Source organism: Dankookia rubra, from assembly GCF_004355005.1.
Taxonomy (GTDB): domain Bacteria; phylum Pseudomonadota; class Alphaproteobacteria; order Acetobacterales; family Acetobacteraceae; genus Paracraurococcus; species Paracraurococcus ruber_A.
Map to the genome: position 1 here is coordinate 103,664 of NZ_SMSJ01000014.1, position 11,902 is coordinate 115,565.

Annotated in this window: 12 protein-coding genes and 1 pseudogene; 8 read left to right on the forward strand and 5 right to left on the reverse strand. The window is 65.2% G+C overall.

Going from position 1 to position 11,902, the window contains the following annotated elements; genetic code table 11:
• Positions 1 to 47 precede the first annotated feature (47 nt).
• Positions 48 to 251, reverse strand: coding sequence for a helix-turn-helix domain-containing protein (locus E2C06_RS13420; protein WP_165982377.1), 204 nt, complete (start codon positions 249 to 251; stop codon positions 48 to 50).
• 1,187 nt (positions 252 to 1,438) lie between these two features.
• On the opposite strand from E2C06_RS13420, the gene E2C06_RS13425 reads away from it, so the two are divergent.
• The 6 genes and pseudogenes from E2C06_RS13425 (at position 1,439) to E2C06_RS13440 (ending at position 5,970) form a co-directional block, all read left to right on the forward strand.
• Positions 1,439 to 2,296 carry a KilA-N domain-containing protein gene (locus E2C06_RS13425; protein ID WP_133289109.1) on the forward strand — a complete coding sequence of 286 codons (858 nt, stop codon included), beginning with the start codon at positions 1,439 to 1,441 and terminating at the stop codon, positions 2,294 to 2,296.
• A gap of 223 nt (positions 2,297 to 2,519) precedes the next feature.
• Entirely contained in the window at positions 2,520 to 3,536 is a 1,017-nt protein-coding gene (locus E2C06_RS13430) for an omptin family outer membrane protease (RefSeq protein WP_241671265.1), read from the forward strand.
• Positions 3,537 to 3,784: 248 nt separating this feature from the next.
• Complete coding sequence (locus tag E2C06_RS38485; protein ID WP_193560456.1) at positions 3,785 to 4,048, forward strand: hypothetical protein; 264 nt, start codon at positions 3,785 to 3,787, stop codon at positions 4,046 to 4,048.
• A 13-nt stretch (positions 4,049 to 4,061) separates the two neighbouring features.
• Positions 4,062 to 4,265: pseudogene (locus tag E2C06_RS39355) on the forward strand (PHP domain-containing protein); the annotation flags it as partial.
• Positions 4,266 to 4,577: 312 nt separating this feature from the next.
• Positions 4,578 to 4,817, forward strand: coding sequence for a PHP domain-containing protein (locus tag E2C06_RS39360; RefSeq protein ID WP_241671268.1), 240 nt, complete (start codon positions 4,578 to 4,580; stop codon positions 4,815 to 4,817).
• Between the two features lie 349 nt (positions 4,818 to 5,166).
• Complete coding sequence (locus E2C06_RS13440; protein WP_133289112.1) at positions 5,167 to 5,970, forward strand: calcium-binding protein; 804 nt, start codon at positions 5,167 to 5,169, stop codon at positions 5,968 to 5,970.
• Between the two features lie 215 nt (positions 5,971 to 6,185).
• On the opposite strand, the gene E2C06_RS13445 is transcribed toward E2C06_RS13440, so the two are convergent.
• The gene (locus tag E2C06_RS13445; RefSeq protein ID WP_133289113.1) at positions 6,186 to 6,455 is read right to left on the reverse strand and encodes a phage tail protein; all 270 of its coding nucleotides are present in this window, start codon (positions 6,453 to 6,455) and stop codon (positions 6,186 to 6,188) included.
• A gap of 165 nt (positions 6,456 to 6,620) precedes the next feature.
• Between E2C06_RS13445 and leuC the strand changes: the two genes are divergently transcribed.
• The gene (leuC, locus tag E2C06_RS13450) at positions 6,621 to 8,036 is read left to right on the forward strand and encodes a 3-isopropylmalate dehydratase large subunit (protein WP_133289114.1); all 1,416 of its coding nucleotides are present in this window, start codon (positions 6,621 to 6,623) and stop codon (positions 8,034 to 8,036) included.
• Between the two features lie 262 nt (positions 8,037 to 8,298).
• Here the strand turns inward: leuC and E2C06_RS13455 are convergent, their stop codons facing one another.
• The 3 genes from E2C06_RS13455 to E2C06_RS13465 all read right to left on the reverse strand — a co-directional run bounded on the left by E2C06_RS13455 (position 8,299) and on the right by E2C06_RS13465 (position 9,522).
• Positions 8,299 to 8,673 carry a hypothetical protein gene (locus E2C06_RS13455; protein ID WP_133289115.1) on the reverse strand — a complete coding sequence of 125 codons (375 nt, stop codon included), beginning with the start codon at positions 8,671 to 8,673 and terminating at the stop codon, positions 8,299 to 8,301.
• A gap of 110 nt (positions 8,674 to 8,783) precedes the next feature.
• Positions 8,784 to 9,245, reverse strand: a complete 462-nt coding sequence (locus tag E2C06_RS13460) for a hypothetical protein (protein WP_133289116.1) — start codon at positions 9,243 to 9,245, stop codon at positions 8,784 to 8,786.
• Between the two features lie 79 nt (positions 9,246 to 9,324).
• Entirely contained in the window at positions 9,325 to 9,522 is a 198-nt protein-coding gene (locus E2C06_RS13465) for a DUF1127 domain-containing protein (protein WP_206664533.1), read from the reverse strand.
• A 254-nt stretch (positions 9,523 to 9,776) separates the two neighbouring features.
• Here E2C06_RS13465 and E2C06_RS13470 point away from each other — a divergent pair, with 254 nt between their 5' ends.
• Positions 9,777 to 11,750 (forward strand): PAS domain S-box protein, encoded by a 1,974-nt coding sequence (locus tag E2C06_RS13470; RefSeq protein WP_133289117.1) that lies wholly within the window; start codon positions 9,777 to 9,779, stop codon positions 11,748 to 11,750.
• The last annotated feature ends 152 nt before the right edge of the window (positions 11,751 to 11,902 follow it).

The following is an 11,902-nucleotide window of genomic DNA, read 5'->3' on the forward strand; positions in this document are numbered from 1 at the left end:
ACCGTTCAGCACCGCCAAGAGCGGTGCGGCGGTTGCGGGGACCCGGCTCAAGGCTTTGGCCCCTCTGCATCTTCGTTGACTAGATCAGCGACCAGTCGAAGCAGCTCGGACTCACGTATCCGCACGGAGCCGCCGATCTTGGCGGCGTGCAGGACGCCTTTCTGCCGGAGACGGCGGAAGGTACGGTCGCTGATGCCGAGCCAGGTGCAGGCTTCGGCGACGGTGAACAGGCGGTCGTCATCCGTGCGCATGCGACAGCTCCGTCGTGACGATGGACGCTGCGGTACGGAGAGCGGTGGCGACGCCCGCTTGGATGTTGCGCGCTGACGACCGCCACAGGGCGGCCATGCCATGCACAACCCTGTCGCGTTCAGGATGTGGTTGCCGACCTCGGTCGGCGTTGCAGGCAAGCACGGGGAAAGGCGCAGCCGCTGGCTGCGCGAGCTTGGTTCGGAGCATGTGCTCGAGCCTCAGAACGGCCAGACGAGGCCGGATCGCATCGCGCCCCAGCGATGAGTGACGGGGCAGCCCGGCAGCACAAGGCCAACGGGAGGCTGGCATGCTCAGACCAGCGTGCAGCGTCCTTTGGACGCCGCTTTACGAGCGGGGCGAAGGAGTGCCGAAATCGGCCATTTCCTCGCGAATTCGAGATTATCACCCGAGGTTGCAACGGGCAACCCGTTTGGCAACAAATCGGGTCGGGAAGCCTATTCGTGCTGAATTTGCATTGAAATCCCGAGTCAGCATCCCCATCTATGCTGGACGAGAGGCACGGCCCCGCCGGCAGACCCGCTCCCCTGAACAGCAACCCAGTCCGTCACTCCAGAGGGTCGAGCCAAAGCCGGCCGGCCGCAGGATCACGCCCCTGCATCAGCGATGATGCCCGGCGCCCGTCCCGCGCCGTCCCTGCCCGGGCCCAGGGACCGGACCGCCAGCCTCTCGTTCCTCCTCGTCCTCGCAGCTGGGCGGGCTCCTGACGCGCCATCCCGGCGCTGACGCTGTCCGGCACCGCGCATCCGGCACTGAGCCGGCCGCTTCTGCGAACCCTGACCCTGCCAGCGGTGGCAAGGCGCTGCGATGGTATGAGGCCGACCGGCACCGCCTGGATCCAGGACGGGTGTTCCGGCCTGCCGCGTGCGCGCGGCAGCGGTGCGGCCACGACCGCGCCAGACCACACGGCCGGCCCATGGCGACCACGCCGGGCTTGCGCTGCGTGGCGTCGGCCCACTCGGGGCCGGCACTGCGGCGTTCCGGGCGGCTTTCCTTCCAGGCCACCCGGCTGCGGACCACCGGCATGCCAGCGGTCCGTACCAGCCCGGCAGGCCGCATCTATGGCCGGCCGGGCTGAACGCCTGCCCCCTGCCTCCAGCCCGTCTCGGCAGCTCCGAGCCGACCGTCGCGGCCCCTTGAGCAAGGCCGAACCACTGCTGGAGATCCCATGACCCCCATCAGCACCCTCAGCTATCAGGGCACCCCCGTGCGCCTTCGCGGCACCATGCTGAACCTGACCGACATGTGGCGGGCAGCAGGCCGCCCGGAGGACCGGCGCCCGGCGGACTGGCTGGCCCTCGAGGAGACCACGCGCTTTCGCGCCTATGCAGACACCCACTGGACCGAGCTCGACGAGCCGGTCGCGCCCGATGCCGGCCTGGCCGGCATCTGGACCATCGACACCGACGGCCTCGTCGCCGTCGCCGGCGGCCACGGCGGTGGCACCTGGGCCCATTGGCAGCTCGCGCTGCCCTATGCCCGCCACCTCTCGCCGGCCTTCCACCTCTGGTGCAACACGACCGTCCGCGCCGCCATGGAGCGGCCGGCGCCGCAGGCCGCGGCGGATCCCGATCCGCTGCTGCCGCACCTCGCCCAGCATTTCCGCGACCTGCATCGCCGGTTCGACACGATCGACCGGCATGCGGCGGATCTCATGTTCCTCGCCCTCTCGGGCCAGGAGCTGGTGCTGGGCCAGAGGCGGGAGTTCTCGGCCCTGAGCCGGACCATCCTCACCCGGGTGGCGGCGGCCGAGCCCTACGGTGGACAGTGTCCCTGCTGCGCCCGCGCGCGTGTTCTCGCCGAGGACAGCCGGCCCATGCCCGGCGCCGAGTTCGACCACTTCTTCCATCGCGGCCTGAACCGGCCGGAGCATGGTTGGCTGGTCTGCGCGGCGTGCCATGGCGAGCTGACCCATGGCGGCTATCTCGTCCGCTTCGCGCGGACGCCCGAGTTCCGGGCCTTCCAGGCCCTGGTGCTCGAGCGGCGCCGCCGGGCCAGATCAGGCGCCGGCGGCCAGCCGCGATAGCCCCACCCCTGCCCTCCTCGCGGAGGGCACACGAAGCCCCGCGACCTCACCCCGAGGTCACGGGGCTTTTCGCGTTCCGGCACAGGTCACTCGCGGGCCACACTGGTCGAAGCAAACGTGATCAGGGGTGCGGTCCTTACTACCCCTATGACCTCCGCAGCAGTAGGCTATCTTTTGATTTATTCGAGTGTTCTAGCAAATCAGCATATTTGGGCGAGTGACAATGAAAAAATGGGGTATCCAGTTTTTCTGGAGTGCTATTTGCGCGTTATCTATAAATGCAAGAGCGCAGGAATTGCCAGTCCTCGCGCAGAGCCCGCTTCCATACAAGATGATGGAGAGTTTAGGCGCATTCGCCAGCCAATTCAGCTTTTCCGGAGGGGTGCGTTACTGGTACTCACAGTCCAATAACCATTTTAAATTCAGCAATGGCTTCCCTGGCTACGGCAATCCCACGTCGACCTTGGATTGGAATGGCAATACGGCACATTCAGGCGAAGGATACGTCCGCATTGATCATCATACGACGCGCCTGTTTGTCAAAGCACTTGGCGGTGGTGGCGGCATCAACGGCGACGGTGAGATGACTGACCGAGACTTTCTGGCTGGTCAGAGAAGTTTTTCCGTCACCCGGTCGGCGGTGAATGGCGCGGATCTTTCGTATGCAATGCTCGACCTGGGCATAAATCTAAGACCTGTACCTCAGCATATGCCGGACCTCACGATAAGCCCGTTTATCGGATATCATTACTGGAGCGATAATCCGATTTCGAAAGGCCTCAACTGCGAGACACGTGACGTAGCGCCGCGGGAGTGTTTTCAAACAGTATTGCTTGATCAGTCGGTGAAAGCCGTCGGTTACGGGATCCGCTGGGACGTGCTCCGCGTCGGGCTGGGAGCGGCGATACCGGTTGCCCTCGTTAAAGGCTTGTCTGTCTCTGCCGAAGTTGCCTGGGTGCCCTATGCGCATTTCAATGTCGACGACAGCCATTATCTTCGCGTCGACCTGGGACCCACACCCAACAGCTATCACCGCGGGTCAGCTCGAGGTGTCGAAGCTGAGGTGATGGTCAGCTACGCGCTCACTGACCGGTTCAAGCTGGGCGTCGGTGGCAGGTATTGGGGGCTGTTCTCCTACGATGGCGAGAGCACCTTCCGACAATCTCAGCGGTCGTATTCTGGCACTCGCTTCGAGCAGCAGCGCTACGGCTTGCTGGTCGAAGCTAAGTACCGGTTCTAGCGAGCCGTACTGGTACGCTTGACGGCTGGGTTGGGCAAGGACTTGGCATGGGTAGGTCTGTTCTGCTGTTGGGCGGCCTCGTCTCGTCGGTCGTCAAGCCTGCCAGCAGCAGGCGTAGTATGCACCACCCGTGGCAGGAGGGCTGACAACGGCCGCTGCGGCGCGTGCGGGTATCAGTCCCATGTGGACTGGCACAGGGCGATGGATTTGTTCTTGATTCGTTCACGATGCCCTAGCATCGTCGGCCCATGCCCGAATCACCCTCTCCTGAACCGTCCGATCCCGCCGCCGAGGCCCCTGCCCCGCTGACCGGCCCCTTGCTGCCGGTGGGTCAGGCGGAGCTCGCCTCGGCCCTGGCTTATGGCCTGCGGTTCGACGAGCGCGGCCGGCCGCGGCGCGGCGCCGCCTGGGAGATGGCGGCCACCTTGCTCGCCGAGCAGCTCGTGGCGCAGCTCGAGCGGGCCCGGTTCGTGGTCCTCAAACGCCCGCCCCGCCCGCCGCACAGCACCTGACCGGCGGGCTGCCGTGGCCGCCTTCGCCGAGCTGGGCGCCCGGTCCAACTTCAGCTTCCTCGACGGCGCATCCCACCCGGAGGAGCTGGTGCAGACCGCGCAGGCGCTGGGCCTCGCCGGGCTCGGCCTCTGCGACCTGAACAGCCTCGCTGGCGTGGTCCGCGGCCATGTCGCGGCCAAGGCGGCCGGGCTGCCCTTCCGGGTCGGCTGCCGCCTCCGGCTCGACGACGGCTCCGAGTGGCTGGCCTGGCAGCCACGCTGCCTATGGCCGGCTGACCGCCCTGCTGTCCCGCGGCCGCATGCATGCGCCGAAAGGCGAGTGCCGGATCAGCCGCGCGGCCATGCTTGCCGCTGCCGAGGGCTGGGCGCTGGCGGCGATCCCGCCCGAGCGGGCCGATGCCGTATGGGCGGCCCAGCTGCGCCGGGATGCCATGGCGCTGCGCGACCGGCTCGCCCTGCCCCTCCTCCTCGCTGGCAGTTGCATCTTCCGCGGCGCAGACCGGCACCGGCTCGACGTCTTGGCGACCTCGTGGCGCAGACCGGGACCCGGCTGCTGGCCACCGGCGACGTGCGCTACCACCATCCCGACCGCCGCCGGCTCGCCGACGTGCTCACCGTCATCCGGCTGCGCACCACCGTCGACGCGCTGGGCTACGCCGCCGAGGCCAATGCCAAGCGGCACCTCAAGCCGGCCGCCGAGATGGCCCGGCTCTTCGCCGACCACCCGAAGGCGCTGGCCAACAGCCTGGCCGCGCTTGAGGCTAGCTAGGCCTTCTCGCTCGAGCAACTGCGCTACGAGTACCCGTACGAAGTGCTCAAGCCCGGGCGCTCGCCGCGACATACCCTGGCCATGCGGCGCGCCGCTCAACACCGCCCAGCAGATCGCCGGGCGGTTCGAGATTATACGAGGCGTAATCAGCTATGATTTTGAATCGTGGCTTAAAGCAGCAAATAAGTTGCGCCACTGCGCGCCTCGCGCGAGCGTCGTGTGTTCCAGATCACACTTCCGTCTTTCTTGAATTTTGGCCACGCAGTTCCAAGCACCATTGCCTGCTGCGGTCTGCTTTGTTCCGCTCGCCCGGCGCGTAGCCGCCGGCATTTCAGCGGAGGATACAAGCATGCCCGACGTTCTGTTCGGCACCCCCGGCGACGATAGTCTTACCGCCGGGGCTGAGGCCACCGTCATCGAAGGCATTGGCGGCAATGACACGCTCACCGGTAGCAACTTCGCCGACCTGATCTTTGGTGACGAGGGCAATGACAGCATCGCCGGCCTAGACGGCAATGATTTGCTTGATGGTGGGGCGGGAAACGACAACATCAACACTGGCGTTGGCGACGATCTGGTGCGCGCCGGTGGCGGCAACGACACTGTCGGTGGCATGGCCGGTAATGACACTGTCTTTGCCGGTGCTGGTGACGATTTGGTCGCTTGGAATGACCCGGTCGGCGACCTCGCTTTCGGTGACGCCGGCAACGACACGCTGCTCGGCGGCAACATCGCTCCTGATACGATTTTCGGCGGCGATGGCAATGACCTGATCCGCGCCTTCGCTACGGTCGCCTCGGCGGGCACCGCAGCCGACTTCCTCTCCGGCGGTGCCGGTGATGACGTGATCCTCGGCGGTGCGGCTAACGACACTATCGATGGCGGGTTGGGCAACGACACTATGTCGGGCGGCGGCGGCAACAATAGCTTCGAATACAACGGCGACGTGGTGGTCGGGCAGGATCTCATCACCGATTTCAACATCCAGGGCGACGTCATCCGGCTGTCAAATTTTGAGCCCGACTTCAACCCACTGGATGCGCTGACGGATGGCCCGATCGGCGCTGTGCTTGACCTTGGGGGCGGTGACAACGTGACCTTCCTCGGTCGTCTTGCACGCGAGTTCGACACGGCAGATTTCATCCTCGTCTGACCCTGTGGGGGCGGTGCGTGTAGTGCCGCCCCCTGACGAATCCTTCTGTGTCTTCAGTGCCAAGAGCGTTTGCCGGCGCGGTCGCGCCTTGCCGAGCGGCGACGACCTGATCGGTGACGGGATGCGTCCGAGCACCTCCGCCGCACGCTCAAGATCTGCATGCTGTGAAGCGGGTCGCCCTGTCTCAAGCAAACATCTGGACTACGCCGCCGCGTTCATGGGTGCGGTGGAAAGGGCCCTTCAATGCATATGATCCATCGGGGCTTGCCATTGCTGCCGAAAGGGATTGGCTGGCCGTGTTTGTCCCTGTCGCGCATGTCTGGCAGGGCAAAGTTGGTTTGGCCGTTGCCCCCATACGCTGTTTCAAGAAGGGCGAAGAGCGCCTGCCATTGATTAATCGGCAGTAGCCGCCCATCACAGTCCGCAAAGCCACGTGGTGCAAACGCCCCGGCAAACCTTTTGACTGTGGCGAGATACTCTTCCATGTGCCCGTCTCCCGCGGAGCAGTTTGCGCACGCTAGCGCAGGGCTCTGCCTTGAAGGAAAAGAAAATCACCTTCGCCTACTTTGAAGGCCCTGAATCACCACCATCGCGTGCTACTACGTGACCCAAGGGACGGTGCTGCTGTTCGGGGTCCCGGGAAGATGGTGATGACGACCAGGACGACGCCGCGCACACTGCTCGACCGGATCTGGGACCAGCATGTCGTGGCGCGGCTGCCCGGCGCCGACCTCCTCTACATCGATCTGCATCTGCTTGATGACCTGCACAGCCCGCAGGCTTTCGCTGCGCTGCGCACTGCCGGTCGCGCTGTGCGGAAGCCGGAGGCGGCGATCGCCATTCCCGACCACGCCGTTCCCACCACGGACCGCAGCGGCGGCGTCGAGGACGCGGCCGCACGGACCCTAGTCGAGACGCTGGCCACCGATGCCCGCGGCAGCGGTGTGCGGCTCATCCCGCTCAACGACGCTCGCCAGGGAATTGTCCACTTGGTGGGACCGGAGCTGGGGCTGTCGCTGCCAGGCCTGACGATCGCAAGCGGCGACTCTCACGCATCCACCCACGGCGCGTTTGGCGCACTCGCCTTCGGTGTTGGCGCGAGCGACGTCGAGCAGGTGCTGGCCACTCAAACTCTGCTGCTGTCGAAGCCGAAGGCGATGGCCGTGGAGATCGCCGGCGCGCTGCCCCCTGGCACTTCGCCCAAGGACCTGGCGCTGTCGGTGGTCGCTGCGCTCGGCCCCGCCGGCGCCGTCGGCCACGCGGTGGAGTTCCGCGGCGCCGCCGTGCAAGCGCTCGGCATGGCCGGCCGGATGACCGTGTGCAACCTCGCCGTGGAGGCCGGGGCGCGCACAGCACTGGTCGCGCCCGACGACACCACCTTCGACTACTTCCGGGGCCGCGAGGGGGCGCCCGCAGGGGCAAAGTTCGACCGAGCCGTCGCTGCTTGGCGCGGGCTGCGATCCGACCCGGACGCAGCCTTCGACCGCGTCGTCGCAGTGGACACCATTGGCCTCGCCCCGTTGGTGACCTGGGGCACCACGCCGGACACCGCCGTGCCGGTGACCGGCAGGGTGCCGGACCCGAACGAGATCCCTGATGCGGCAGAGCGGGCACGGCACCACCGGATGCTGGAGTACATGGGACTCGTGCCGGGGCAGTGGATGACCACACTGGCGGTGGACGTGGTGTTCATCGGCTCCTGCGCGAACGGCCGTATTGAGGACTTGCGCGAGGCCGCGATGGTCGCGCGTGGGCGACGGGTGGCGCCGGGGGTGCGAGCGCTGGTGGTGCCCGGGTCCGGCCTGGTAAAGCGGCAGGCGCAGGAGGAGGGCCTCGACCGCGTTCTGCGGGAGGCTGGCTTCGAGTGGCGCGAGCCGGGCTGCTCGATGTGCATCGGCATGAACGAGGACCGGGTTGCGCCGGGGCAGCGTTGCGCCAGCACCTCCAATCGCAACTTCGAGGGGCGCCAGGGTTCAGGTGCGCGGACGCACCTGGTTTCGCCGGGAACGGCTGCCGCGGCCGCGATCGCTGGTCATTTCGTAGACGTGCAGAAACTAAACTGGTGAGCGGCCTAGTAAAGTCAGAACCGCGCTTATCCGGGCCGTCAAACAATTTGATGCTTGGGGACCACCTCAGTGCAGCCTGGCCCCGGCTACGCACCACGTCTGTATGCGCCACGTCTGTATGTTGAGCGTTGAGCAGAGCATCCTCGGAGCGCCCGCATCGCAACGGCACTTTCGCACTGCTGCGAAAGCCGCTGACCGGTACGATGCTGGTAGACCAAGTGGCGGTGCTGCGCGCCACCCTGGCCCAAATCCTGCTGCAAGGTCACCGCCGCCGTGGCGCGATGTAAAGGACCTGGGCGTCATCACCGCCTCCCTGGAGCCAAGCCTCGCGGCCGGCTTCGACGGAAGACGGCGCAGTGTAGGTGAAGGAAGGGTTGCCGCCGCTGTTGCCGGCGAATATGCCGATGCGGCCCGGCTGCTCGTAGCTGGCGCCACCACCGGCCCCGCGCTGGCTGTAGGTGATGGTCATGTCGTCGGCGCCGCCACTGAGCGTGGCCCCCCCACCGCCAACAACGCCGCCGCCCAGGTTCATGGGCATTTGGCTGCCGTCAACCGGCGCTTGGGCATGGACGACGGCCGGCGCTGCGGTGAGCGCGGCGATAATGGCCAAGCGGAAGAAAGATGTGGTGCGAAGCATGGTCATCCTCCAATAGATTAGCTGGAGCCTAAGCGCTTTTCGCAAAGGCTGCGCGAAGTTGTGCATGGGTGATGGAGGCGTTGCGCAGCACCTCCATCCCGCGGCTTGCTTCAAAAAAACGCGCCGAATACCGTGGCGACAAGCTTCACCGTCCAGCCGAAGACGTTGCCTACACCGGCACCCTTCGGCACGAAGGTGATGCCGGTATTTGTAGCGTGTAGCTGGAACTCTATCTGGTCGGCAGTCAGTGGTCCTCCCCGGTCGCCAAGTTTGATGTTTTGCGGCGCAACGCCCGGTGCCCGCCCTTGCAGGGTATCGGTGTTGATGTCGACGAATGGTCCAACTTGCCAGGTGACCGCACCGTTCGGCCCTTTCACGAGCAGGCGCCCAGAATCCTTCCAGGGGATCACGAACCAGCTGAAATCCATGGTCGCCCCTGGCGGAACGCGGATCGGCTCGTCAGGGCCGAATTGATGGCCATTGCAAACCGGGTGCTTGCTGGGGTCGTTCTGCAGCAGGGTCAAGGTGACATTGCTGTCGTTCTTAACCTGAGTGATCCAAGCGAGAGCCATGATGAGTTCTCCCTAAAATGCCAATGAAGCTGCGGCGCATGGGCCACGGCATTGATGCGTGTGCTGAGTGCGTTGGTCGTCAACCTGCGTCGAGTTGCTTGCGCACAAGCCAGGGGATTTCGCCGCGATAAATCCCGATATCCTTGAGCTGCGCGTCGTCGAGCGACAGCAGGGCCGCCGTTGTCTGCCGCTCACGATACCAGTGGCGCAGGCTGCGCAACGGGCTCCAGGGCACCCTCGCTGACCAGATCCCCGCCAATCTCATTGCCTCGTCCATCTCTCATCCTCCATCACCATCGTGGCGATGGCCGGATGATGCTGGGACGGCGTGGCAGTTATCGTGGGCGTGCGCGTGGGAAGGGCCAGCGGCACCGTTGTATTTGCCTCGCACCGGCGTGATAAAAACACTCATCACTGGCCGGCATAAGCGATGGATACTGGCCTGCCCGCGGCCGCCGTGAAGCTTTGCCAGCTGCGGCAATCTAGGCGGCGTGCCAGGACCACAAAGCCTGCACGGTACGGAGCAGCGCTATGAACGTACCACCCCATCTTGCTCCCTGCCTCGAGGTCGGGGAGGCGCAGTTCCGCGCGGTACTTGACGCCATTCCCGCCCGTGTGGCGCTGCTGGACCGTGAGCGGCGGCATTGCTATGCCAACCGCGAATACGCCGCTTTCGTGAACCGCCGGCCAGAAGAGCTGCTAGGGCACACTGTTCCCGAACTTCTCGGCGAAGAGGCTTATGCGCGGCTCGCCCATCTATACGCCCAGCTCAAGCCCTGCGGCGACAAGGCGCTGGCAGGCGAAGCGGCACGGTGGGAAGGCTGGATGCATGACACCGTGCGGGACGTTCCATGCTTTGTTCAGCGTTACTACGTGCCCTATCGCGGAACATCGGGCAGAGTAGACGGCTATTTTGTTTTCACTCGTGACCTCACCGCGCTGAAGCAGAGCGAGCAGCAACTTGCCGCACAGCTCGAGGCGTTACGCCGCAGTGAGGCGTTGAATACCGCCATCACCGCCTCCGCACTCGACTGCGTCATCGTCATCGACGAGGCGGGATTGGTTGTTGATTTCAACCCGGCGGCCGAGCAGATTTTCGGTTATCAGCGGGCGGATACGATAGGCCGTTCCATCGCCGATCTCATCGTCCCTCCGGCCATGCGCACGCGTCATGCCAAAGGCCTCGACCGGTACCTCAAGACTGGGGAAAGCCGGATGCTTGGCCGACGGGTAGAACTCGAAGCAATGCGGGCAGACGGCAGCATCTTTTCCGCAGAACTCGCCATCACCGAAGTGCGCCTGCCTGAGCGTCGGCTCTTTACCGCTTACCTGCGCGACCTGACCGAAGCGCGCGCTGCCGCCGCTGAGATCCAGCGTCAACGCGAGGCGCTACAGCAGAGCGAGAAACTTGCCGCATTCGGTTCTCTCTTGGCAGGCGTCGCGCATGAGCTGAACAATCCGCTCTCGATTGTCCTTGGCAGCGCGTTGATCCTGCAGGAGCAGATGGAGGCGGAGATGCCGGCGATCGCGGAACGGGCAGAACGGATCCGCGTCGCCGCCGATCGCTGCGCCCGTATTGTGCGTAGCTTTCTCGCCATGGCGCGGCAGCAAGCTGCTGTGCGCCGTCCATTGCAGGCTTCCAAGATAATCGACGACGCGCTGCAGCTTCTCGCTTATCAACTGCGTAGTAGCGGCATTGCTGTGACACGCGACGTTCCGGCCGAGCTGCCGCCGCTGCTCGGCGATGCTGATCAAATGCAACAAGTGATGGCTAATCTGCTCACCAATTCACGTCAGGCACTGGAGCAGTGCGCGGAGCCACGCTACATCCACATCGCCGCGCGGATGGCGGACGACGCCATCGAGGTCACGATTAGCGATAACGGGCCCGGCATCCCGGCAGACGTCCAGGGACGTATCTTCGACCCCTTCTTCACGACCAAGCCAGTCGGAGCCGGAACTGGTATCGGGCTTGCCGTTTCCCGCGGCATCGCGGAGGCGCACGGTGGTTCACTGGGTCTTCGTGACGAAGCGGAGGGTGGTGCGTGCTTCGTGTTGCGGTTGCCGCGAGCTCCGGCGGAGGATGTGACGGCGGCCGAGCGTAGAGCCCGCCGTGTCGAAGCCGGTGAAGCACAGCCCGTCCGGCGCGCTCTGGTCGTTGATGACGAACCCGATCTGGCCGGCATGTTGGCCGAGGTCCTCCGACCATTGGGTTACCGCTGCGACTTGGCGGCAACGGGCGCGGAGGCACAGCGCCTGCTCACGGACCGAGACTATGATATCATTCTCTGCGACTTGCGAATGCCAGATATTGATGGCGGTACGCTTTATGCTTGGATGGAAGGTGTACGGCCGCATCTTTGCGCCCGTACCATATTCGTCACCGGTGATACACTGGGCCAGGCGACCAGTGGTGTCCTGGCCCGCTCAGACCGTCCCGTGATTGAGAAGCCCTTTCTGCCCGAAACAGTGCGCCAGCTGGTCCTGGCAATGCAGACCGGCTGAGGCGACATTACGAGCTCATGCACGCCGGACAGACTTCGGTGCTAGCCCGTCCTATTCACCGGGTTGGAGCGTAGGGCGTCCTGGCAGGCTGACTTGAGCGTTCGGCACGCGGCTGCATCCGCTTGCGGCGGGGTGGTTGGGCCTGACGGGCG

Coding starts and splice junctions, on each gene's coding strand:
- E2C06_RS13420 (WP_165982377.1), bottom strand. CDS start 251: ATGCGCACGGATGACGACCGCCTGTTCACCGTCGCCGAAGCCTGCACC.
- E2C06_RS13425 (WP_133289109.1), top strand. CDS start 1,439: ATGACCCCCATCAGCACCCTCAGCTATCAGGGCACCCCCGTGCGCCTT.
- E2C06_RS13430 (WP_241671265.1), top strand. CDS start 2,520: ATGAAAAAATGGGGTATCCAGTTTTTCTGGAGTGCTATTTGCGCGTTA.
- E2C06_RS38485 (WP_193560456.1), top strand. CDS start 3,785: ATGCCCGAATCACCCTCTCCTGAACCGTCCGATCCCGCCGCCGAGGCC.
- E2C06_RS13440 (WP_133289112.1), top strand. CDS start 5,167: ATGCCCGACGTTCTGTTCGGCACCCCCGGCGACGATAGTCTTACCGCC.
- E2C06_RS13445 (WP_133289113.1), bottom strand. CDS start 6,455: ATGGAAGAGTATCTCGCCACAGTCAAAAGGTTTGCCGGGGCGTTTGCA.
- leuC (WP_133289114.1), top strand. CDS start 6,621: ATGACGACCAGGACGACGCCGCGCACACTGCTCGACCGGATCTGGGAC.
- E2C06_RS13455 (WP_133289115.1), bottom strand. CDS start 8,673: ATGCTTCGCACCACATCTTTCTTCCGCTTGGCCATTATCGCCGCGCTC.
- E2C06_RS13460 (WP_133289116.1), bottom strand. CDS start 9,245: ATGGCTCTCGCTTGGATCACTCAGGTTAAGAACGACAGCAATGTCACC.
- E2C06_RS13465 (WP_206664533.1), bottom strand. CDS start 9,522: ATGGACGAGGCAATGAGATTGGCGGGGATCTGGTCAGCGAGGGTGCCC.
- E2C06_RS13470 (WP_133289117.1), top strand. CDS start 9,777: ATGAACGTACCACCCCATCTTGCTCCCTGCCTCGAGGTCGGGGAGGCG.